21 protein-coding genes are annotated in these 22,544 nt (G+C 72.5%); 5 read left to right on the forward strand and 16 right to left on the reverse strand.

The genetic code is table 11. From position 1 onward, the window contains the following. Positions 1-125 precede the first annotated feature (125 nt). Both M2163_RS40170 and M2163_RS40175 read right to left on the reverse strand, forming a co-directional pair. Positions 126-1,649 carry an amino acid permease gene (locus tag M2163_RS40170; protein ID WP_280896474.1) on the reverse strand — a complete coding sequence of 508 codons (1,524 nt, stop codon included), beginning with the start codon at positions 1,647-1,649 and terminating at the stop codon, positions 126-128. Positions 1,650-1,688: 39 nt separating this feature from the next. Continuing rightward, a complete protein-coding gene (locus M2163_RS40175; RefSeq protein WP_280896475.1) occupies positions 1,689-2,672 on the reverse strand; it encodes a hypothetical protein in 984 nt (327 codons plus the stop codon). A 289-nt stretch (positions 2,673-2,961) separates the two neighbouring features. Here M2163_RS40175 and M2163_RS40180 point away from each other — a divergent pair, with 289 nt between their 5' ends. Genes M2163_RS40180 through M2163_RS40190 form a run of 3 tightly spaced genes read left to right on the forward strand, consistent with a single transcriptional unit; the run spans position 2,962 to position 7,102 of the window. Then, entirely contained in the window at positions 2,962-4,401 is a 1,440-nt protein-coding gene (locus tag M2163_RS40180) for an FGGY family carbohydrate kinase (protein ID WP_280896476.1), read from the forward strand. After that, complete coding sequence (locus tag M2163_RS40185; RefSeq protein WP_280847981.1) at positions 4,398-5,879, forward strand: FAD-dependent oxidoreductase; 1,482 nt, start codon at positions 4,398-4,400, stop codon at positions 5,877-5,879. The genes M2163_RS40180 and M2163_RS40185 overlap by 4 nt, the downstream gene beginning before the upstream one ends. Beyond that, complete coding sequence (locus tag M2163_RS40190; protein ID WP_280896477.1) at positions 5,876-7,102, forward strand: FAD-dependent oxidoreductase; 1,227 nt, start codon at positions 5,876-5,878, stop codon at positions 7,100-7,102. Before M2163_RS40185 ends, M2163_RS40190 begins: the two co-directional genes overlap by 4 nt. Positions 7,103-7,118: 16 nt before the next feature. On the opposite strand, the gene M2163_RS40195 is transcribed toward M2163_RS40190, so the two are convergent. Continuing rightward, positions 7,119-8,093: a lysylphosphatidylglycerol synthase transmembrane domain-containing protein gene (locus tag M2163_RS40195; protein ID WP_280847979.1), complete on the reverse strand. Its 975-nt coding sequence runs from the start codon at positions 8,091-8,093 to the stop codon at positions 7,119-7,121. A gap of 150 nt (positions 8,094-8,243) precedes the next feature. On the opposite strand from M2163_RS40195, the gene M2163_RS40200 reads away from it, so the two are divergent. Then, positions 8,244-10,130, forward strand: coding sequence for an ABC transporter ATP-binding protein (locus tag M2163_RS40200; protein ID WP_280897392.1), 1,887 nt, complete (start codon positions 8,244-8,246; stop codon positions 10,128-10,130). A gap of 4 nt (positions 10,131-10,134) precedes the next feature. Here the strand turns inward: M2163_RS40200 and M2163_RS40205 are convergent, their stop codons facing one another. The 12 genes from M2163_RS40205 to M2163_RS40260 all read right to left on the reverse strand — a co-directional run bounded on the left by M2163_RS40205 (position 10,135) and on the right by M2163_RS40260 (position 20,152). Continuing rightward, complete coding sequence (locus tag M2163_RS40205; RefSeq protein ID WP_280847978.1) at positions 10,135-11,049, reverse strand: SDR family oxidoreductase; 915 nt, start codon at positions 11,047-11,049, stop codon at positions 10,135-10,137. 91 nt (positions 11,050-11,140) lie between these two features. Then, positions 11,141-12,361, reverse strand: a complete 1,221-nt coding sequence (locus M2163_RS40210; RefSeq protein WP_280847977.1) for a PP2C family protein-serine/threonine phosphatase — start codon at positions 12,359-12,361, stop codon at positions 11,141-11,143. A 128-nt stretch (positions 12,362-12,489) separates the two neighbouring features. Further along, positions 12,490-13,059 carry a hemerythrin domain-containing protein gene (locus M2163_RS40215; protein ID WP_280896478.1) on the reverse strand — a complete coding sequence of 190 codons (570 nt, stop codon included), beginning with the start codon at positions 13,057-13,059 and terminating at the stop codon, positions 12,490-12,492. Position 13,060: 1 nt separating this feature from the next. Then, on the reverse strand, positions 13,061-14,263 hold the full coding sequence (locus M2163_RS40220; RefSeq protein ID WP_280847975.1) for a hypothetical protein: 1,203 nt from the start codon (positions 14,261-14,263) through the stop codon (positions 13,061-13,063). A gap of 174 nt (positions 14,264-14,437) precedes the next feature. After that, a complete protein-coding gene (locus M2163_RS40225; protein WP_280896479.1) occupies positions 14,438-15,010 on the reverse strand; it encodes a hypothetical protein in 573 nt (190 codons plus the stop codon). Then, positions 15,007-15,876, reverse strand: coding sequence for a cytochrome c oxidase assembly protein (locus M2163_RS40230; protein ID WP_280896480.1), 870 nt, complete (start codon positions 15,874-15,876; stop codon positions 15,007-15,009). Before M2163_RS40230 ends, M2163_RS40225 begins: the two co-directional genes overlap by 4 nt. Further along, positions 15,873-16,370, reverse strand: a complete 498-nt coding sequence (locus tag M2163_RS40235; RefSeq protein ID WP_280896481.1) for a DUF2243 domain-containing protein — start codon at positions 16,368-16,370, stop codon at positions 15,873-15,875. Before M2163_RS40235 ends, M2163_RS40230 begins: the two co-directional genes overlap by 4 nt. 13 nt (positions 16,371-16,383) lie before the next feature. Continuing rightward, positions 16,384-18,099, reverse strand: a complete 1,716-nt coding sequence (gene ctaD, locus M2163_RS40240; RefSeq protein ID WP_280896482.1) for a cytochrome c oxidase subunit I — start codon at positions 18,097-18,099, stop codon at positions 16,384-16,386. A 95-nt stretch (positions 18,100-18,194) separates the two neighbouring features. Further along, positions 18,195-18,353 (reverse strand): hypothetical protein, encoded by a 159-nt coding sequence (locus M2163_RS40245; protein WP_280896483.1) that lies wholly within the window; start codon positions 18,351-18,353, stop codon positions 18,195-18,197. Between the two features lie 51 nt (positions 18,354-18,404). Continuing rightward, positions 18,405-18,785 (reverse strand): hypothetical protein, encoded by a 381-nt coding sequence (locus tag M2163_RS40250; RefSeq protein ID WP_280847970.1) that lies wholly within the window; start codon positions 18,783-18,785, stop codon positions 18,405-18,407. Between the two features lie 48 nt (positions 18,786-18,833). Then, positions 18,834-19,445 (reverse strand): hypothetical protein, encoded by a 612-nt coding sequence (locus M2163_RS40255; RefSeq protein ID WP_280896484.1) that lies wholly within the window; start codon positions 19,443-19,445, stop codon positions 18,834-18,836. Next, positions 19,442-20,152 (reverse strand): DUF2071 domain-containing protein, encoded by a 711-nt coding sequence (locus M2163_RS40260; RefSeq protein WP_280896485.1) that lies wholly within the window; start codon positions 20,150-20,152, stop codon positions 19,442-19,444. The genes M2163_RS40255 and M2163_RS40260 overlap by 4 nt, the downstream gene beginning before the upstream one ends. 102 nt (positions 20,153-20,254) lie before the next feature. Between M2163_RS40260 and M2163_RS40265 the strand changes: the two genes are divergently transcribed. After that, positions 20,255-21,505, forward strand: coding sequence for a cytochrome P450 (locus M2163_RS40265; RefSeq protein WP_280847967.1), 1,251 nt, complete (start codon positions 20,255-20,257; stop codon positions 21,503-21,505). A gap of 124 nt (positions 21,506-21,629) precedes the next feature. Here the strand turns inward: M2163_RS40265 and M2163_RS40270 are convergent, their stop codons facing one another. Further along, positions 21,630-22,544: an ABC transporter ATP-binding protein gene (locus M2163_RS40270; RefSeq protein WP_348541392.1), complete on the reverse strand. Its 915-nt coding sequence runs from the start codon at positions 22,542-22,544 to the stop codon at positions 21,630-21,632.

The following is a 22,544-nucleotide window of genomic DNA, read 5'->3' on the forward strand; positions in this document are numbered from 1 at the left end:
CTGTTCGTTCTTGCGGGATGTGCGATCGCGTCGGCCGTGTGAAGGTTCCGTGGCCGGCGCGACCGCTCATCCTGCCGTATCCGCTACAGGAGTTCGTACCTGGCCCGAGGCCGGATCGCCGGGTTTCAGACGATCCCCTCCGAGAGTTCGGCCTGTTCCCGGTCGGAGTACGCGGCCGTCGTGGGCGTGCCGTACGAACGCCGGGCGACGAACCACCACACCGTGGCGAGGAGCAGGACCACGACCAGCGCCACGGAGGCGTAGTTCATCGTGTCCGCCGTCACCGGCGAGGACTGCGGCAGACAGAACAGCACCGTCACACACGCCACCCACACCACTGCCGTCCATCCAATGGGCTTGCTCCACCTGCCCAGGCTCCACGGACCCGGCTGAAAACGGCTCCCCGCGCGCAGTCGCAGCAGCACGGGGATGGCGTACGCGGGTGTGATGCCGATGACGTTGATCGCGGTCACCGCACCGTACGCGGTCGCCGAGTACAGCGAGGGCAGCGCCAGCACCCCGGCGACCACGACCGACAGCCACACGGCGGCGACCGGCGTCTGGGTGCGGGCGCTGACCTTCCGCCAGAGCGCGGAGCCCGGCAGGGCCTTGTCTCGGCTGAACGCGAACACCATCCGGCTGGCCGCGGCGACCTCGGCGTTGCCGCAGAAGAGCTGGGCCACGATCACCACGACGAGCAGCGCGCTCGCCCCGTCCGTGCCGAGCCCGTCGAGCAGGATCTGGGCCGGGGGCACCCCGGTCGCGCTGGCCCGCGTGGCGTCGTAGTCCTGGATCGCGAAGGTGAGCCCGGCCAGCAGCACGAACCCGGCGATCCATGACACCCAGATCGAACGCACGATGCCCTTCGCCGCCGACACCGAGGCGTTGGAGGTCTCCTCGGAGAGGTGGGCGGAGGCGTCGTAGCCGGAGAAGGTGTACTGGGCGAGGAGCAGGCCGATCGCCGCCACGTAGAGCGGGTTGTGCCAGCCGGTGTCGTTGACGAACTCCGTGAACACGAAGGACGGCGACTGGTGGCTGTCCGGGACGATCCACAGGGCGCCGACGATGACCGCGACCCCGATCAGGTGCCACCACACGCTGACCGAGTTGAGCACGGACACCAGCCGCACCCCGAACAGGTTCAGCGCGGCGTGCAGCGACAGGATCGCCACGAAGATCAGCATGGTCTTCTCCGGTGTCGGCTCGAAGCCCCACTGGAGGTTGGCGAACGCGCCCGCGAACAGGGCGGCGCCGTAGTCGATGCCGGCGATCGCGCCGAGCAGACCGAGCAGGTTCAGCCAGCCCGTGTACCAGCCCCAGCGGCGCCCGCCGAGCCGGTCCGCCATGTAGTACAGGGCGCCGGACGTCGGATAGGCGCTGGTGACCTCCGCCAGCGCGAGTCCCACGCACAGCACGAACAGGCCGACGCCCACCCAGCCCCACAGCATCACCGCCGGCCCGCCCGCGCCCATGCCGAAGCCGTACAGGGTCATGCAGCCGGACAGGATCGAGATCACCGAGAAGCTGATCGCGAAGTTGCCGAAACCGCCCATGCGCCGGGCGAGCACGGGCCGGTAGCCGAGTTCGCGCAGCCGCTGTTCCTCGTCGGGCTGCGGGACCTGCGGGGACAGAGTCGGTTCGGATGACACGGGCAGACCTCCGGTGAAGTGGCGGGAGACTTACGGCTGTCAGGGACCCTGCACCGCGGACCGGCTGCGCGCCCGCGCCTGAAGGAAGACCTGCACGCCCCGCGCCTGGTCGCCGTCGGCACGGTAGGACCAGGGCAGCGGCGTGAAGTACGGGCCGATCGCGTCGAACACCTCGCTCGCCGCCCCGAACCGCAGCGCACCCCACAGGGCGTGGGCGAGGTGGTTGAGGTCCAGCGGGCCGCGCTCCTCGGCCGGGGCGAGCCCGAACCACCGCTCGTGGGCCCGGTCCGCCTCCCGGATGGCGTCCTCCGCCACCCAGTGCAGGTCCAGGGCGGCACTGCTGCCGCCGCCGCGCCGGTACCGCTCCACCCGTACGTACAGCGGCAGGACGTGCAGCGCCGAGCCCGGCGGGGCGGACTCCGCCGCCCAGTGGGCGTAGCCGACCGCCTCCGCCAGCCGCCCCGAGGACGCCCGCGCGTACAGGAACTGGAGCATCCGGTGGTGGGCCTCGCGGTTGTACGGGTCCCGCTTGTCGGCCTCGGCCAGCAGCCCCCACGGCCCCGGCGGCAGCATCGGCCCGGGCGGCTTCGCCCGGTGCTCCTCCCACAGCAGCCGGTGGTCGAGCTGGGCCAGGGCCAGCAGGCACACCCAGGGCACCGGGTCGTGCGCGGCCACCCGGGCGGCGGTCCGGCTGACGTCCCAGGCCTCGATCCACAGTTCGTGCGTACGGCGGTGCCGCTCGCGCCGGGCCCGCAGCGCCCTCTCCACGGCGACCCTGGCCCGCATCACCGTGGCCGGCACGCTGCCGGGCTCCTCGGCGAGCCAGGCGCGCACCACGTCGGTGCCCGCGGCCGCCGCGGCCAGCACCTGGGTGCGCTGGGTCCACTGCCACCAGGCGGTGGTCCGCTCCAGCAGGGTGCGCATCGACATCCAGCGCCCGGTACGGACCTCCTGAAGGGCCGCGCGCAGTTCGGGGTCGTGGCCGGCGGGATCGTAGACGGGGCGTGCTCCCTCTCTGGCCATCACCGGCCCGCCCCGGACGCGGGACCGGGCAGGACGGCGGGGTGGAGTAACAACAGCCCTCCTCGGGGCGGCGGTTGAGGAGATCGCGCGTCGGTCGGCGGTCACTATAGGGGCGGACATCGGAACAGCACACCACCTTCCCGATCATTGAGAACTACTTGTGAAACAGGGCAAGTTGACTGGTGATCGACCAGTCAACGCGGCCGGGCGACCGCAGGTGGGAGCGCCTTGACGCGGTACGGACGGCAGCGGCAGGCTGTCGGATCGTGATCACTTCGGGAGGGGCGCGATGACCGGTCCGGTGCTCGCCGTCGACCAGGGCACCTCCGGCACCAAGGCCCTGGTGATCTGCCCCGAACGCGGTGTCCTCGGCACCGGGTTCGCCGAGGTGCGGCCCCGTCACCTCCCCGGCGGGCTGGTCGAGGTCGACCCGGCGCAGCTGTACGACTCGGTGATCGAGGCGGGTTCGCGGGCCCTGTCGGAGGCGGGTGAACCTGTGACCGCGCTGGGCCTCGCCAACCAGGGCGAGACCGTGCTCGCCTGGGACCCAGCGACGGGCCGGCCGCTCACCGACGCCCTCGTGTGGCAGGACCGGCGGGCCCAGTCCGTGTGCGCCGAACTCTCCGGACACGGCGACGAGTTGCGGGAGCTGACCGGACTCCCACTGGACCCCTACTTCGCCGCGCCGAAGATGGCGTGGATACGACGGCACCGCACCCGGGAGGGCGTGGTCACCACCAGCGACGCCTGGCTGGTCCACCGGCTCACCGGGGCCCTCGTCACGGACGCGGCCACCGCCGGACGCACCCAGCTCCTCGACCTCGACCGCGCCGAGTGGTCCTCCCGGGCCCTCGCCCTGTACGGACTCGCGGACGAACGGCTCCCGGAGGTCGTCGACAACGCCCGACAGGTGGGGGTGACACGGGCGTTCGGTCCAAGGACACCGCTCACCGGTCTGGCCGTGGACCAGCAGGCCGCCCTGCTCGCCCAGCGCGTCACGGCACCCGGCGGCGCCAAGTGCACCTACGGGACGGGGGCGTTCCTCCTCGCGCACACCGGGTCCGAGCCCCGGCGCGGCGGTTCGGGACTGGTGAGCTGTGTGGCCTGGCGGCTCGACGGGCGTACGCGCTACTGCCTCGACGGTCAGGTGTACACGGCCGCGGCCGCGGTCCGCTGGCTCACCGACCTCGGGGTCATCGGGGGCGCGGCCGATCTCGACGCGGTGGGCGGTTCGGTGCCCGACAGCGGCGGGGTCACCTTCGTCCCCGCGCTCGCCGGACTCGCCGCGCCCTGGTGGCGGGGCGATCTGCGGGGCTCTCTGACCGGCCTCGGCCTGGACACCGGTCCCGGGCACCTGGTGCGCGCCCTGTGCGAGGGCCTGGCGGCCCAGGTCGTGGAGCTCGCCGAGGCCGCCGCGCGGGATCTCGGCTCGCCGCTGGAGGCCCTGCGCGTCGACGGCGGCCTCACCCGCTCCGCCCTCCTCATGCAGACCCAGGCCGACCTGCTCCAGCGCCCGGTCGAGGTGTCTGCCCTGCCGGACGCGACGGCGCTCGGCGTGGGCGCCCTGGCCCGCCTCGGCGCGGAACCCGGCCTGGAGCCGGCCGACGCCCTGCCCGACTGGAAGCCGGCGGCGGTGTACGAACCGCGGGTGTCGGCGGAGGAGGCGGGGGAGCGGTTGGGCCGGTTCCGGCGAGCGGTGGCGGCACTGCTCGACGGAGGGGCCGCATGACAGCGGCCGGGCGAGGCCCCCGAGGAGCGCGGGGAACTGCGCGGCCGGCCACGACGCAGCAGCGGTCGAAGGACGTCACCGTCACCCGGCAAGGTCCGCTCCCCGCATCGCCGTACGACGTGACGGTCGTCGGCGCCGGCGTGGTCGGCAGTGCGATCGCACGCGGTCTCGCCCGCCACCCCCGCCTGCGCGTCGCCCTGGTGGAAGCACAGGACGACGTGGGCCAGGGCAGCTCGAAGGCCAACACCGCCATCCTGCACACCGGCTTCGACGCCACCCCCGGCTTCCTGGAGGCACGCCTGGTCCGCGAGGGCGCACGGCTGCTCGCCGAGTACGCGGCAGCGACCGGCATCCCCGTGGAACCCGTCGGGGCACTCCTCGTCGCCTGGGACGAGGAGCAACTCGCCGCCCTGCCCCGCCTGGTGGACAAGGCCGGACGCAACCACCACCCGGACACCCGTCCGATCGGCCCGGAAGAGCTCTACGCCCGCGAACCCCACCTGGGCCCCGGCGCACTCGGGGCGCTGCACGTGCCCGGCGAGAGCATCATCTGCCCGTGGACGACGACCCTGGCGTACGCCACCCAGGCCGTCCGCAACGGCGTCGACCTCCACCTCAACACCCCGGTCAGGGCGGTCGGCCGGGACGACGGCACCCACGTCCTCGACACGGGACGGGGCATCCTGCGCACCCGCTGGCTCGTCAACGCCGCCGGTCTGCACGCCGACACCCTCGACCGGGCCCTGGGCCACGACGACTTCACCGTCACCCCGCGCCGCGGCCAGCTCCTCGTCTTCGACAAGTTCGCCCGCGACCTCGTACGGCACATCCTGCTGCCCGTCCCCACCGCCCTCGGCAAGGGCGTCCTGATCACCCCCACCGTGTACGGCAACGTCCTGCTCGGCCCCACCGCCGAGGACCTGCACGACAAGCGGGCCACCGGCTCCACCGCCGAGGGCCTGGAAGGACTCCGCGACAAGGGCCGCCGCATCCTTCCCGCACTGCTCGACGAGGAGGTCACCGCCGTCTACGCGGGCCTGCGCGCCGCCACCGAGCACGAGGACTACCGGATCACCGCACACCCGCAGCAGGCGTACGTCACCGTCGGCGGCATCCGCTCGACCGGGCTGACCGCCTCGCTCGCCGTCGCCGCGCACGTGAGGGACCTGCTCGCCGACGCCGGGCTGGACCTCGGACCCGCCGGGGAACTGGAACCGGTCCGCATGCCCAACCTCGGCGAGGCCTTCCCGCGCGCCTACCAGCGGCCCGAACTCATCGCCGCCGACCCGGAGTACGGCACCCTCGTCTGCCACTGCGAGCGGGTGAGCCGCGGCGAGATCCGCGACGCCCTCACCGGCACGATCCCCCCGGCCGGCCTCGACGGACTGCGCCGCCGGACCCGGGCGCGGGCAGGGCGGTGCCAGGGGTTCCACTGCGGGGCCGCGCTACGGGAGCTGTTCGAGGAGGCGGGCGGATGAGCCGGGTGCGCCAGGTCGACGTCCTGATCGTCGGCGCCGGTCCCGCGGGGCTCGCGGCCGCCGCCCGTCTGGCGGCCGCCCGAGTGCCCCGGGTCGAGGTCCTGGACCGGGAGCAGCAGGCCGGGGGAGTGCCGCGGCACTGTGCCCACGGCGGTTTCGGCACCTGGCCGCACCTCCTGACGGGCCCCGCACACGCCCGCCTCCTCGTCACCGCCGCCGAGAGCGCCGGAGCCGTCGTGCGACCGGGGGTCACCGCCCTCGACTGGGCCGGTCCGCTGTCGCTGCACACCGTCGGTCCGCGCGGTCCCGAGACCGTCGAGGCACGGGCGGTCGTCCTGGCCACCGGCGCCCGGGAACGCCCGCGCTCCGCACGGCTGGTGCCCGGCACCCGTCCCGCCGGCGTCCTCACCACCGGCGAACTCCAGCAGGCCGTGCACCTGTACGGGCAACGCATCGGGGAACGCGCGGTCGTGGTGGGCGCCGAGGACGTCTCCTACGCGGCCGCGGCCACCGTGAGGGCGGCCGGAGCGGAGGTCGTGGCCATGCTCACCGGCCTGCCCCGTGCGCGGACCCGGCCCGCCCGCGCCGCCGACGCCCGCCTCCGGCAGGGCATCCCGCTCCTCACCGGCACGACGGTCGCCGAACTCCTCGGGCACGGACGGCTGTCGGGGGTCCGCGTACGGCACGGGGACGGCAGAGAGGCCGTGCTCTCCTGTGACACCGTCGTCTTCACCGGAGACTTCGTGCCCGACCACGAACTCGCCCGGCGCGGCGGCCTCACCCTGGACACCGGCACCCGGGGCCCGGCCGTCGACGGGTCGCTGCACACCTCGCGGCCCGGTGTGTTCGCGGCCGGCGGCGTGCTGCACCCCGGGGAGAGCGCGGCGACCGCGGCCCACGAGGGAGCGCACGTGGCCGGAGCCGTCCTGGAGGCACTCGCCGGAGCCGCGGCCCCGGACGGCGTCCCCCTGTCGGTGACGCCGCCGCTGCGCTGGATCGTCCCGAACCGGGTCACCCCGGCCGACCGCGGGCTGCCGTACCTCCTGCGCACGACGGCCCACCTGACCCGCCCGCTCCTCCAGGTCACCCAGGACGGGCGCACCCTGCACCGCCGGCGCCTGGCCAGGGCGGTTCCGTACCGGACCCTCGGCCTGACCGCACGGTGGACCCGCCTGGTCGACCCCGGGGGCGGCCCGGTACGGGTGACACTCGGCGACCGGTGAACGACCCGGGCCCGGATCAGATGACCTTCAGCCGCACCAGCGCGCCCAGTGTCAGCGCGCCCGGCACCAGCGGCACCCACACCGTGATGATCCGGTAGGCGAGCACCACCGCCGTGGCCACTGCGGCCGGGCCGCCCGCCGCCACCAGGGCCACCACCAGGGCCGCCTCCACCGAACCGACCCCGCCCGGGGTGGGCACCAGGGCCACCGCGCAGGTCGCCGCGAGGTAGGCGAGAGCCATGTGCACGGGCGGCACCGACAGCCCCAGCGACTGCCCCACCGCGGCGAGACCGGCCGCCTGGAGCGCGGGGAAGGCCAGCGAACCGCCCCACAGGGCGAGCACCCGGGACGGGCGGGCGTGCACCGAGCGGGCCTCGCACAGCGCGGTCCGCAGGAACGAGCCCACCGCGCTTCGCACCCGGCGGACAGCGGCGAGCACGCCCACGGCCACCACCAGCACCGCGCCGAGCCCCAGCAGCAGCGGACCGACGGCCGTGTCCGGCAGCAGGGCGCCCAGCCGCAGCGCGTCCGGGAAGGCGACGAGCAGCGCGGTCAGCAGGGCGAGCCGGCCGATCGACTCGGCCAGCAGATACAGGGCGAGCGCGGCCGAGGAGCGGGCGAGCGGAACCCCGCACACGGTCATGAAGCGCAGATTGACCGCGCCCGCGCCGAGGCCCGTCGGCAGCAGATGGTTGGCCGCGCCCGCCGCGAACTGCGTGGCCAGCAGGCGTCGCCGGGGCAGCCGCTCCACCACAGCCCCCTGCCGGGTGAAGGAGGCGGCCACCCACGTCAGACAGGTCGTGCCCACCGCGGCCGCGAGCCACGGCCACTGGGCGTGCCGCAGATGACCGAAGCCCTCGGCGAGCACGGAGCGGTGCCGCACCGCAACGACGGTGACCAGCAAGAGCGGGACCAGACACAGGATCTGGCGGATACGGCGGACGGGGAGGCGCTGGAGAGGGCGTCCCTGGGGGAGTTCTACCGCTGTCACACCGGGAGAGGTTCTCCCCGCCCCGCCAACGGCGGGTTGCGGAAGCGGGACCAGGGTCTTGCGTACGGTCATCGAGTCCTTCGGTCGGGCGGTCGAGGTTCGGGCGTTGACCTCGACAACGCTTGAGGTTCTAAGTTCTCTCCCATGAGCATGGAGACCACAGCCTGGACACAGCTGCACAGTGTCATGAACGCCGAGCAGGAGCGCCGCCCGTTCGCCCGTGCGACGCTGCGCCGCATCGGCGCGTTCGCCCGTCCGCACCGTACCCGTATCGCCCGCTTCGTCGTGCTCGGCGTGGCGACCGCGCTGCTCGCCGTGGCCACGCCGGTGCTGGCCGGCAACGTCGTGGACGCGATCGTGTCGGGTGACGACGAGGGCAAGGTCGTCCGTCTGGCCCTGCTCATCGCCCTGATCGCGGTGGCCGAGGCCGCGCTCGGCATCCTCGCCCGGCGCCTGTCGGCCTCCCTCGGCGAGGGACTCATCCTCGATCTGCGCACGGCTGTGTTCGATCATGTGCAGCGCATGCCGGTCGCGTTCTTCACACGCACTCGTACGGGAGCGCTCGTCTCCCGTCTCAACAACGACGTCATCGGCGCCCAGCGCGCCTTCAGCAACACCCTGTCCGGCGTGGTCAGCAACCTGGTCACCCTGCTGCTGACCCTGGTGGTGATGCTCACCCTGTCCTGGCAGATCACCCTGCTGGCGCTCGCGCTGCTCCCGGTGTTCGTGATCCCCGCCCGGCGCATGGGCAGCAGGATGGCCCGGATGCAGCGGGAGGCGGCCACCCTGAACGCGGCCATGGGCACCCGGATGACCGAGCGCTTCTCCGCGCCCGGCGCCACCCTGGTCAAGCTCTTCGGCCGCCCCGAGCAGGAGTCCGTGGAGTTCGCGGCCCGCGCCCGTCAGGTGGCCGACATCGGAGTGCGCACGGCCACCGCACAGTCGGTGTTCATCACCGCCCTGACCCTGGTCTCCGCCCTGGCCCTCGCCCTCGTCTACGGCCTCGGCGGCTGGTTCGCCCTGCGCGGCAGCCTGGAACCGGGCGCCGTGGTCTCCCTCGCCCTGCTCCTGACCCGCATGTACGCCCCGCTCACCGCCCTGGCCGGCGCCCGCGTCGAGGTGATGAGCGCGCTGGTCAGCTTCGAGCGGGTCTTCGAGGTACTGGACCTGAAGCCGCTGATCGAGGACAAACCGGACGCCCGTGCGGTCCCCGAGGGCCCGGTCGCCGTCGAGTTCGAGAACGTCCGCTTCGGCTACCCCTCCGCCGACAAGGTCTCCCTGGCCTCACTGGAGGAGGTCGCCTCCCTCGACACCCGCGGCGGCGCCGAGGTCCTGCACGGCATCTCCTTCCGTGCCGAACCCGGCCGGACGGTCGCGCTCGTCGGCTCCTCCGGCGCCGGCAAGTCGACCGTCGCGCAACTGCTGCCGCGGCTCTACGACGTCGACGAGGGCGCCGTACGCGTCGGGGGTGTCGACGTCCGCGACCTGAGCGCGGACTCCCTGCGGGCCACCCTCGGCATGGTCACCCAGGACGGCCACCTCTTCCACGACACCGTCCGCGCGAACCTGCTGCTGGCCCGCCCGGAGGCGACCGAGACCGAACTGTGGGACGCCCTGCGCCGCTCCCGGCTCGACGCCCTCGTACGGTCCCTGCCCGACGGCCTGGACACCGTGGTCGGCGAACGCGGCTACCGGCTCTCCGGCGGCGAACGCCAGCGCATGACCATCGCCCGGCTGCTGCTGGCCCGCCAGCGGGTCGTCATCCTCGACGAGGCCACCGCCCACCTGGACAACACCTCGGAGGCGGCCGTCCAGGAGGCGCTCACCGAGGCGCTGGAGGGCAGGACGGCGATCGTGATCGCCCACCGCCTGTCCACCATCCGCACGGCCGACCTGATCCTGGTGGTGGAGGACGGCCGGATCGTGGAGCGGGGCACGCACGAGGAACTGCTCGCCCGCGACGGCCGGTACGCCGAGCTGTACCGCACCCAGTTCGCCCCGGACGACGGCGAGGTGACACCGACCGCCGTCGCCTAGCCGGTCACCGGGTGTCCGTCTCCCCACCGGTGACCGCGATGACCTCGCCGGTGACGAAGCTCGAATCCGCGTCGGAGGCCAGGAACACATAGGCCGGGGCGATCTCCTCCGGCTGCGCCGGACGGCCGATCGGTGTCTCGCTGCCCACCTGGGCCAGGTCGCCGGGAGGCATGTGCCGGTCGGCGACGTTCAGGACCGTCCAGGTGGGGCCGGGCGCGACGATGTTGGCCCGCACGCCCCGCGCCGCCAGGTGCGGGGCGATGGACTTGGTGAAGGTGATCACAGCGGCCTTGGAAGCCGCGTAGTCGATCATGGTGGTGCTGCCCTTGAGGGCTTCCTCCGTGGCCGTGGCGATGATCGAGTCACCCTTGTCCAGGTGCGGGAGGGCGGCCATGACCAGGTGGAAGTAGGCGTAGGCGTTCGTCTTGAACGTCCGGTCCCAGTCGTCCGCCGTCAACTGCTCCAGATGCAGCTTGCTGTTGAGGTAGGCGGCGTTGCTGACCAGGATGTTCAGCCGTCCGAGCTCCCGCACGGTGCGTTCGACGACGTCCTTGCAGAACTCCGGATCGCACAGATCGCCCGGCAGCAGGAGACACCTGCGGCCCTGCTCCTCGACCACCTGCCGGGTCTCCTCGGCGTCCGGCTGCTCCCCCGGGAGGTAGACGATGGCGACGTCCGCACCCTCCCGCGCGTACAGCAGGGCCACCGCCCGGCCGATCCCGGAGTCGCCCCCGGTGATCAGGGCGACCTTGCCGGTCAGCTTGCCCGCCGCCCGGTAGCGCTCAGCCCGGTACCGCGGCCTGGGCTCCATCTCCGATTCCAGCCCGGGCGGGTCCTGCTTCTGCTCGGGGAAGTCCGGGGTGGGTTCGGAAGCGATCACCGCAGGGGTGTCGATCCGGTTCCGGTCCTGCTCCTGCATCGGTTCTCCTCGCGCGGTTCGTCGGAAAACGACCATGACCGGGCGCGGGTGCCCTGGCCCTGAGGGGGAGAAACCGGAACCGGCGTCGCCGTCAGGGCGTGAGCCGGTCCTGGTGGCCCGCCCGCCACTCGGTCAGCAGGACGGTGGCGTCGTCCTCCAGCCGGCCGGAATGGTGGTCGAGGACCGCGTGCATCAGCCGGCGCAGGGTCTCGTGCAGCGTCTGACGGCCGGAGTGGTGGCGCACCACGAAGTCCACGAACCGCTCACGGCCGAACCGCTGCCCCTCAAAGTTGCGTGCCTCGACGATCCCGTCCGTGTACATCAGCAGCCGGTCGCCGGGCTCCAGTTGCTGGCGGCAGACCACGATCGGCAGTCCCAGGCAGGTGCCCATCGGCCCGGCCGGAGGGCAGGTCGGTTCGACGGTCCAGCGGTTGTCGCGGATGACGAGCGGCAGAGGGTGACCGCGGTTGATCCAGGTCAGACGCCCCGTGTCGAGGTCCAGGTCGGCAAGGATGCCGGTGACGTACCGGCTGGTGCCGAAGTGGGCGACGAGGACGCTCTCGACGGCCCGGCTCGTCTCGGCCAGCGAGGCCCCTTGACGACGGGCGTTGCGGCAGGCGGACACCGCCACGTTCGCGGTGATCCCCGCCGTGGTGTCATGCCCCATCGCGTCGAACACGGACAGATGCAGGACGTTGCCGCTGACGGCGTAGTCGAACGCGTCGCCGCCCATCTCGTAGGCGGGCTCGCTCACCCCGCCGACGGTCACGTCCTGCCCCGCGAAGGCGGTCGGCGGCATGAGCTTCCACTGCATCTCGGCCGCCACGTTCATCGGTTCCGTGCGCACCAGCCGGGCGAAGGAGTCACTGCAGGACCGCTTGCTGAGCACGACCAGGGCCACCAGTGAGGCGAGATCCCGCAGATCCTGCCGTACGGCCGCCTCGTCAGCGTTCTCGGAGTCCGCACGCAGCACCCCGATGCGCTCGACACCGTCGGTCACCGGCACCCACCACCGCCGCCGTGCCCCCGCCTCGCGCGGCGCTTCGGCGACGACCGTCACCCGCTGGTAGGCCCGTCCGGGCAGGGTGCCGTCGATCCGCACCTCCTCCCCGCCCGCCGCCGCGTCGAGACCGCGGCCGGTGATCTGCCGCAGCACCGTCTCGCGGAGATCGACGGCGAAGACGGCCACGTCGTACAGGCCCGCGGAGTCGGCGTGGCCGGCGATGAGACCGGGCAGCTGCTCCAGCGTCACCGTGTGCGCGGCCTGCAGCAGGTGCCTCAGCATCCGCCCGGTGTCACCGGTGTTCTCCATGCCACCACCCCGGTCGCAGGATCCGACACCCCTCGCGTACCCGGGACCGGACACCTGACTCCTGAGCCACGGCCGTCACTGCCGAAGCCACGGCCCAGGATGCTGGTGCCGGCACGGAGCGCGGCCGGTCAGCCGTCCTTGCCCATGGCCTTGCGCACGGCGTCCCGGGTGCGGTCGACCAGGGCGGCGACCGGTCCCAGGGCCATGTTCCCGGCCGCCGACTCGGTCCCGGGGTGGGGGTGGGTCGGGGCCACGGCCTCGGCCGCCTTCAGGGCGGTGGCCATGGCGGACAGCCGGGCCTTGTCCGCGTGGCGGCGGATGTGGTTGAACTCGTACCGTTCCTCGGCGCGGGCGTGCTTCATCACGTCCAGGCGCAGCGTCATGAGTTCGGGCAGGAACTTGGGGTCGTCCGTGTCCATCCCGTCGAGCCGGGAGAGGAGTTCCTTGGCCTCCCGCTCCTCGGCCAGCCGCTCGTCCGCCACCTTCGCGCCGTCCGGCACGGAGGTGCGGGTGAAGGGACGCACGACCTCCTCCTCGGCCGTCTCGTGCACGGCCAGAAGCCGGACCAGGCTGCGGAACGCCGCCCGGCGCTCGTCCCCGGCCGTCCGCTCCACCTCGTCGAAGAGGTTGCGGATGTCACCGTGCTGACGCATCAGCAGGGCCACGACATCGGCGTCGCTCGCCGCGATCCCGGCCATGTCAGCTCCTCTCCCGGGAGGCGGCGTCGGGGTGCTCGCCCTCCGTCTCGATGCGGTACTCACGGCCGAACATCTCCCGGTGCTGGGCCATCACCCGCTCGCTGGGCGGCTCCTCGCCACCGTGGATCTGCTCCTGCATCCGCTCGAACCGCTCGTGGGCGTCGCGGACGTAGCCGGTGCCGAGGGTCGTGAGATCCATCTGGGTGTCCAGCAGACCGCGCACGAACTGCTTGTTCTCCTCGAAGGTCAGCACGTTCGGCAGCTCCGGGGCGAGGATCTCCTGCGGCTCGCGGCCGTCGTGACGGCGCATCAGGTCGCAGGCGATCCGCAGGTGTTCGAGCTCCATGTTCAGATGCAGCTCCCAGACCGCCTTCACCTTGGGGTCGGGCTCCTGCTCCATGAAGGAGTGGTAGAGGTAGCACTCGTTGTACTCGTGGGTGACGAGCTGCTCCCACCACGACTCACCCGGGTCGACCAGCGACTCGTAGTGGGTGACGTGCTCCTCCTCGATCAGCCCGATCTCCTGGTACAGCTGGCGGGCGATCGGCTCCATGTACTGGGGGCCGACGTTCATGTAGAAGTTCATGGTCTGCTGCTCGGCCGACATGATCGTCAGCGCGTGCAGCCGGGACAGCGGGTTGACCGTCGAGCGGTCGTAGGGCTCACGCACGTTGTCCGCCGGGTGCCGGTGGTGGAACTTGGTCGGCCGTCCCGGCATCACCTCCGTGAGCCCCTCGACGATCGACTCCGCCTTGCGGTGCTCGATCATCTCGTAGAGGTTGGCGTAGCGGTACAGGTGGTCGAAGTCCTCCAGCACGCCGAACTCGTACGCCTGCTTGAGGTACGGGTCCGGTTCGTGGCGGGCGATCCAGCCGGTGAGATCGACCGCGACCTGCTCGTAGGAGATGGTCGTCTCCAGGACCGAGGCGAGGCCGGGGAGCAGCCAGTTGACCACTTTCTGCTGCTGTTGCTCGATGTAACGGACCTCCGCCAGCTGCCGTTTGACGTCCGGGTCGGGACAGTGGCGGGCGAACTGGTGGCTGAAGAGGATCGCCTCGACCTCGATGCCGTTCATCGCGATGATGCGGCACTTGGTGTACGGATCGCCGTGGTCGGGGTCGACGGGCTCGACGTCGAGCTCACGCCAGTTGCGCAACTGGCGTTCCAGCGGGATGCCTTGATGTTCCAGTGGGTTGAAGCCCATGGGGGGTCTCCTCGGCTGTGGGCCGGAGTGGAGCCGCGCGGGTACCCGTGCCGGTGGGGTGTAACCGGGCGGTGAAGGACATGGAGGAGCGGAATCGGCCGACCGTGCCGGGACCGTCCCCGCCGTTCCGGGCAGGCTTCCGCGCCCCCGTCCGGACCAGCGCTGACCGGCAGGTCAAGGCGCTGAGCCGGGCTGTGCCGGTGTCGACTCGGAGTCCGGTCGCGTCGCGGGGAACAGCAGCTCGGTGGCGGCCCTCGCGTGCAGGGAGTCCAGGGTCGTGATCTGCCGCACCGCCCTGCGCAGCAACTCCTCCAGCCGGTCGGCGTCCAGGCGTGAGTCCTGTGCCGACGCGGCGAGCAGCCCGCGCCACAGGGAGGCCTTGCCCTGCGTGCCCAGCCGCAGCGCCTCGATCTCGACCAGCAGGGCGAGGCCGGAGCGGCGCAGCAGACGGCCGTTGGGCTTCATGCGCCCGACCTTCTCGCCCAGCCAGGCCCCGTACGTCTTGTAGCGCCGGACGGGGACGTCGAGGTCGGCGAGGAGGCGCACCAAGGCCTGCCGGTCCTGGGCGATCTCCTTGCGCAGGCTCTCCAGGGTCTCGCCGTAGGCGGTGCCGTGGTGCTCGTGCGTCATGCGGCGGGCGAGCTCAACGCCCGCCGTCGCACCGGCCAGGTGGTCGTTGAGGTAGATCACCAGGCGTTTCTGCCGTGCGGGACCGTCGTCGAGCGAGGTCCGTGCCGTCGTGTTCATGGTTCCCCTCCGGCCGCCGGAGTCCTGTGATGGCCTCCGAGTGCCCCGGCCGGGCCGGTCAACCACCCCGCCCCGGAACCCCGGCGCGGACGACGGGTACGGGCCCGTCCGGCGGCGGCGTACCAGCCCACCCCCATCAGCACGGCCAGCCCCGCTTCCACCAGGTCGCCGCCGTAGTACATCCACTGGGCGCCCTGATGCAGGTCGGCGGCGCCGAAACCGGTACCGGGCGGGGGCCGGGAGTACAGCGTGCGGGCCAGCACCGCGTGCGCGGCCCCGGCGGCCAGTACGGTCGCGCCGCGCACGGCGAGGCCCCAACGGCGCCGCACGGGATCGAGCCCGCCCACGGCGAAGGTGAACAGCAGTCCCGCCACCGCCATGTGCACCTGGACCGCACTGTGCGGCCACGGCCGGTGTGCCGTCGCCGCGAACAGGTCCGTGCGGTACAGCAGCCACAGCCCGCCCACGTCCAGGACGGCCGCCAGGGGAGGGAAGAGCAGCAGCCCCACGGCACCGGAGTGCGCGAGGGCCACCAGGCGCCGCCGTGCCCGGCCGGGTGCGAGGGCGCGCAGGGCGAGGGTGAGGGGGCGGGCGGCGACGCACAGCAGCGGGGCCGCCATGCCGACGACCAGGTGCCGCACCACGTGCTGGGTGAAGGGTCCGCCCCACGTCTCGCCGAGGGTCGCCCAGGCCGTGGCCACGCCTCCCGCCGCGAAGGACATGTCCCGGGTCACGGGCCAGGCGTCCCCGCGCCGCCGCAACCGGCCTGCCGCGGCCAGGTAGAGGACGGTCGCCAGCAGCGCGGCCCCGGCGACGACCAGCTCGGCCGGCCCCGGGGCGCCCGGGTGCACGTGCGCGGGGTTCATTCCGTCCGTCCGCTGTCACCGTGCCGCCGGCGCGCGGCGCGCACGGCGAGGCCCGTGCCGGCGAGCAGGAGAAGCAGTCCCGCGAGGTTCCACGCCACGTCGTACGGGGTCACGTCCACGCCGTAGCGGATCTGGTGCAGGCGCAGCAGCTTGTGGTCCACGACACCGTCGAACAACTGGAAGGCGCCCATGCCGAGGAGGAGGCCCGCCCAGGCGTGCGGCACCGCCAGGGACCCGCGGCGGCGCAGATCGGCGTAGAGGAAGAAGCCGGCGCACAGGGCGAGGAGTTCGGCGGTGTGCAGGAGTCCGTCCGAGAGCAGGCCCGTGCTGGTGGTGGCGCGGTCGTAGAAGTGGTGCCAGCCCAGGATCTGGTGGAAGACGATCTCGTCGACCGCCGCCGTCACCGCCGCCCCGATCAGTGCGCACACGGCCATCGACCTGCGCGGTTCGACGCGCGGGCCAGGGGCGGTGTCCTGCCTGACCGATGCGGTCATGGCTTCGTCCTCCTCAGGAGCGCTCACCCTCGTGGCCCTCGGCGTCGATCACGTCCCGTCTGCCGGAGTGCCGCTTCTGGTCCAGCTGTGCCGCCTCGGGGTGGTGGAGGTCGAAGGCGGGGGATTCGGAGCGGATGCGGGGCAGGGCGGCGGAGAAGTTGTGGCGCGGGGGCGGGCAGGAGGTGGCCCACTCCAGGGAGCGGCCGTATCCCCAGGGGTCGTCGACCACGACCTTCGTGCCGGACTTGGCGGTCTTCCACACGTTGTAGAGGAACGGCAGGGTGGACAGGCCCAGCAGGAAGGCGCCCAGGGAGGAGAGGGTGTTGAGGGCGGTGAAGCCGTCGGCGGCCAGGTAGTCGGCGTAGCGGCGGGGCATGCCCTCGGCGCCGAGCCAGTGCTGGACCAGGAACGTGGTGTGGAAGCCGACGAACAGCGTCCAGAAGTGGATCTTCTCCAGGCGGTGGTCGAGCATGGTGCCGGTCATCTTGGGCCACCAGAAGCTGAAGCCCCCGAACATCGCGAAGACGATCGTGCCGAACAGCACGTAGTGGAAGTGGGCGACCACGAAGTAGCTGTCGGTGACGTGGAAGTCCATCGGGGGCGAGGCGAGGATCACGCCGGTCAGCCCGCCGAACAGGAAGGTGACCAGGAAACCGGCCGCCCACAGCATGGGCGGTTCGAAGGAGAGCGAGCCCTTGAACATGGTGCCGATCCAGTTGAAGAACTTCACCCCCGTCGGCACGGCGATCAGGAAGCTCATGAAGGAGAAGAACGGCAGCAGCACCGCGCCGGTGGCGAACATGTGGTGCGCCCACACGGTCACGGAGAGACCGGTGATGGCGATGGTGGCGCCGATCAGGCCGACGTAGCCGAAGATCGGCTTGCGGGAGAAGACCGGGATGATCTCGCTGATCACGCCGAAGAAGGGCAGGGCGAGGATGTAGACCTCGGGGTGGCCGAAGAACCAGAACAGGTGCTGCCACAGCAGTGGTCCGCCGTACTGGGCGTCGAAGACGTGCGCGCCGAAGTGCCGGTCGGCCTCCAGGGCGAGCAGGGCGGCCGCCAGGACCGGGAAGGCCAGCAGGACGAGCACCGAGGTCAGCAGCACGTTCCAGGTGAAGATCGGCATCCGGAACATGGTCATGCCGGGGGCGCGCATGCAGATGATGGTGGTGATGAAGTTGACCGCGCCGAGGATGGTGCCGAAACCGGCCAGCGCGAGCCCCATGATCCACAGGTCGGCGCCGACGTAGCCGCTGCGGATGGGGCCGCTGAGCGGGGTGTAGGCGGTCCAGCCGAAGTCGGCCGCGCCCTGCGGGGTGAGGAAGCTGCCCATGACGATCAGGCCGCCGAACAGGAACAGCCAGTAGGAGAACATGTTCAGCCGGGGGAAGGCCACGTCCGGCGAGCCGATCTGCAGCGGCATGATCGCGTTGGCGAACCCGGCGAAGGTCGGCGTCGCGAAGAGCAGCAGCATGATCGTGCCGTGCATCGTGAACGCCTGGTTGTACTGCTCGGTGGACAGGAACTGCAGCCCCGGCCGGGCCAGTTCCGCCCTGATCGCCATCGCGAGGACCCCGCCGACCAGGAAGAAACAGAACGACGTGATCAGATACAGATGCCCGATCTTCTTGTGGTCGGTCGTGGTCAGCCAGGACACCACCACGCGCCCCCTGCTGCGGCCTGTCACCGCCGGAACCGGGGTCACCGGTTCGGTATGTGTCGCCATCGGCCCGCCCTACGAATGCTTGTGAAGTATGCGTGCAGGGCGGTGTAACCAGCCTGCGGGGGGCCATTCATCGCACTTTTCGCTCCGGCCTCCCCTCAGGTACCGGCGGGACCGTTCTCCTCGTCCTCCGTGTCCTCGCCCTCCGCCTGCGAGGGAGTCGTCCTGGGCACGTCACGACGTCCGGACGCCTCCTGCTCGTCCTGGGTGCTCTCCTCGCGCTCGCCCTCCGCCTGGGACGGTGTCTGCTCACTCATGGTCGGTCTCCCTGTCGTGTGTCGGGGGTCGATGGTGGCGCCTTCTCCCGCTCACGACGCCTTCCCGCGGGCGGCGCGCAGCCAGGCGCCGATCCAGCCGGTCTGCATCGCCGCGTCGAGGAGGTACGTCGGGCGGATACGTCCTTTCGGCACGTAGACCAGGTCCACGGCCAGCAGGGTCACAGCGGTGCCGAGTCCGATCCGGCGGGCCTGGGCCGGGCCCTGGGGGCCGGGGGCGGCGGCGAGCTGGGCGGCGCCGGCGGAGGCCAGCAGTCCGCCCGTCGTCATCTGGAGCCACACGTCCGTCTTCGGTCCGAAGACCCACTCGAAGCTGCGCAGGTGCACCAGCGGCCACAGACCGCCCACGAGGTTGAAGAGGCCGTGCGTGACGGCGAGGGTGTCCGCGGGGTCCCGCCTGTTCGTCCTGTGCATGAGCCCGCTCCTTGTCCGGTACGGCCGGGTACCCCTGCCCGGGCGTCCTCACTCCGCGGCCAGGGCCACCGTGGTCGTCACACGGGTGAGGGAGGGCTTCCTCGGCACCGACCCGAACCCGAAGCGCACGGGCGGGACGACGGGTGCCGCCGCACCGAGGTCCTCGCCCTCGAAGACCCCCGACACCGTGTGGACGGGGCGCAGGTCCCGGGCTCCGTACCATTCCCGGCGGCCCCCTCCCGCACTGCCGCGGGTGCGCACCCCGGGCAGCAGGACGCGGGCGGGGAGGGACGTGAGCGCGCACCAGGCCGGCTGCCGGGCGAGCACTCCGGGCACCGCCCGCAGCAGCAGCCCCAGCCACTGTCGGCCACCCACGGTGAAACGCAGGTCGAGGGAGCCTGCCGCCACGCTCCAGGTCCCGTCGGCGACGCGTACGTCGACCGGGACGACCCGTACGGTGTCGAAGACGTAGGTGTCACTGACGAAGTCCGCCGTCTCCCGCGTCGGGGCGAGCAACAGCCGTTCTCCGTCGGGCCGTTCCAGCATCACGTCGCTGAACGGCCCGAACGGCGACCGCGGCCAGTGCCCGAGCACGACGCGGGTCCCGGAGGCCGTGCCCAGGCCGGCGATCCAGCCGTCGAAGCGCAGGCGCCCGCTCATGCGACCAGGGGCCGGGAGGGCCCGAGCCGGACGTGCCGCACCCCGGGTGAGTAGTGCACGACGGGCTTGTCGAGCGGGACGGGCAGGCCCACCGCGGCGGTCAGTGTCTCCTCCAGCACGTCGACGGCCGCACCGGCCAGCGGCCAGGGCTCGTGCTCCACGGGCGTCTCGAGGAGAACGCCCAGCCGGCGGGTGTACGCCCGCCAGCGCGAGGTCAGCCACACATCGCGCTCCGTCGGCTGGACGGGCTCACCGGGGCGCACGTCCAGGCGGTAGGAGACGCGCCCGCCCCCTTGCCGGCCCGTGTACGACACGGTGTCGCCGTCCGTGCCGACGCGCAGGTGCCCCAGCGTGTACGGGGCCCCGACGGCACGGGCCGCGAGCATCAGCGGGCAGGCCACCTGGACGGCCAGGAACCAGATCCCGTCCCGTCCGTCCTCGCGCCGCACATAGGTCCGCAAATTGGTCTCCGCGAACGACGGGAGTCCGGGCACGGCGGCGGGGACCCCCGCGGGGCGCACGTCCGCCATCACGAACGGCGTGAGGCCCACCCATGTCACGCCGTCGTACTCGTCCGCGACCAGCTCCCGCGGCAGCAGGGCCTGCACCGCCTCCGGCGGGAACGGCCAGTGGACGAACGTCTGCCGCAGCCACCGCGTCCGCAGGACCGGCACCCGCACCCGCTGTTCGGCTCCGTAGGCCACCACGAGCGCCGGGTCCCCACCCGGGGACGGCGAAAACGCGGCGGCCACGGGGCGGGGTCGCCCACGCCGCGTTTCCCGCCGGGGGCGCAGGGCACTCGCGGCCTCATGAATCAGAGTCGTCCGCCGATCGCCGACAGCTCGCTCGCCCTCCTCGCCAAGGGATACACCTGGCTGCCCGACCGCTGGCGCCGCACCGGCGCTCCGCTCGTGCGCACCCGGCTGATGGGGCAGCACGCGGTTGCCCTGCAAGGCCCGGAAGCGGTGCGGTTCTTCTACGACGAACGGCACGTGGAACGCGGCACCGCCCTTCCCGGTCCCGTGCTCAGCACCCTGTTCGGTCACGGCGCCGTGCACACCCTGGACGGACCGGCGCACCGCGTGCGCAAGGAGATGTTCCTGTCCCTGCTGACCGGCCCCAAGGCGGTCGCCGAAGTCGTCGACCGCGTGACGGAGGTCTGGGACGAGGCGGTGCAGTCGTGGCCCGAACGCCCGGTCGTCCTGTTCGACGAAGCGAGCCGGATCCTCACCCGGGGCGTCTGCCAGTGGGCCGGCATCCCCGTGGACGACGCGGATTCCGTGGCCCGGGACATGGTCGCGATGGTCGACGGCTTCGCCACACCGGGACCGCGCCACTGGCGGGCACGCAGGGCCAGGTCACGCAGTGAGAGCTGGCTGGCGGGGCTGGTCGAGGACGTGCGCGCGGGCGACGCCACGGCCCCGGCCGGGTCGGTGCTGGAGGCGGTCGTCAGCCACCGGGACGCCGACGGCAGGCCCCTGGACCCGCACACCGCCGCCGTCGAACTGCTCAACGTCATCCGCCCCACCGTCGCCGTCTGCTGGTTCGTCTCCTACGCCGGTCACGCGCTGCGCACCCCGGGTGTCAAGGAACGGCTGCGCGAGGACGACCCCGCCTACGCCGTGGCGTTCGCCCACGAACTGCGGCGCTTCTACCCCTTCGCGCCCTTCCTCGGCGGCCGGGCCGTGACCGATCTGGAATGGCGGGGCGAGCCGATCCCGTCCGGCACCCTGATCCTGCTCGACCTCTACGGGCAGAACCACGACCCCGACCTCTGGGACGCGCCGTACGCCTTCGCCCCGCAGCGCTTCGTGGGGCGGCCGCCCCGGCCCGACGAACTCGTTCCGCAGGGGGGCGCGGACCGGGCCACCGGCCACCGCTGCCCCGGCGAGGACATCACCGTCGCGCTGCTCGCCGCCCTCGGCCCGCGGCTGGCCCGGCTGGAGTACGACGTCCCCGAACAGGATCTGCGGATCCCGCTGAACCGCATGCCGGCGCGGGTGCGCAGCGGGTTCGTCCTCCATGCGGTCCGCGCCCGCGTCACGGCGTCGGCGCACTGAGGACCATCGACCGGTCCCGCGGCCGCTGCCCGTGCCCGGCGGTCACGGCCGCTGCGGCCGGCGCGGCGGCGAGGGCGGTCCCGGAAACCAGGTGAATGTCTTCCGCACTCTGCAGGGCGCGGCTTCACCCCGATGTCCCCGCTCGGTCCCCGCTTCCGGTGTGCCCGCCAGGTCTGAGCATCTGGCTCATGGCCAGTTCGCGGTAGAGGGCGCTGTCGGCCAGCAACTCCTCGTGGCGTCCGCCGGCGGCGGTGCGGCCGTCCTGCAGCACGACGATGTGGTCGGCGTGCTGCACGGTGGACAGGCGGTGCGCGATGACCAGCAGGGCGCACTCCTGGGCGACGTCCTTCATGACGGCGGTGAGCGCCGACTCATTGATCGCGTCGAGGTGTGAGGTGGGTTCGTCCAGCAGGAGCAGCGTGGGGCGGGCCAGCAACGCGCGGGCGAGGGCGACACGTTGGCGTTCGCCGCCGGAGAGGGTGCCGCCGCGTTCCCCGATGACGGCGGTCAGCCCGCCGGGCAGCCGGTCGACGACTTCTTCGAGCCGGGCCAGTTCCACCACGCGCCGGATCTCCGCTTCCGTGGCGTCGGGCACGGCGTAGGCGATGTTGTCGCGCAGGGTGCCGCGGACGACGTGCGCGTTCTGGTCGACGACGGCTATGCGCCGGCGGCACGCGGCACGGGTGAGTCCGGTCGCGGGCCGCCCGTCGAAGAGCACGTGGCCCGCGTCCGGCTCGTAGAACCTCGCCACCAGGGCGAACAACGTGCTCTTGCCGGCTCCGGACCGGCCCACCAGGGCGACGTGCTGCCGGTGCCCGACGGTGAACGAGACGCCGCGCAGGACCGGCCGGTCCGGGTGGTAGCCGAAGTGGACGTCGCGCAGGGCGAGGGCGGGCTGCTCGGAGGTGTCGGACGGACCGGCCGGCGGGAGTGTGGGGACCGGGTCTCCCGGGAGGCGCGGTGCGGTGGGCTCGACGGGCAGGCAGAGCGTCTGGTCGATGCGCCGGTAGGCGCCCATCCCGCGTTGGACGAGGCCCAT

Origin of the sequence: Streptomyces sp. SAI-135, from assembly GCF_029893805.1 — a bacterium.
Taxonomy (GTDB): domain Bacteria; phylum Actinomycetota; class Actinomycetes; order Streptomycetales; family Streptomycetaceae; genus Streptomyces.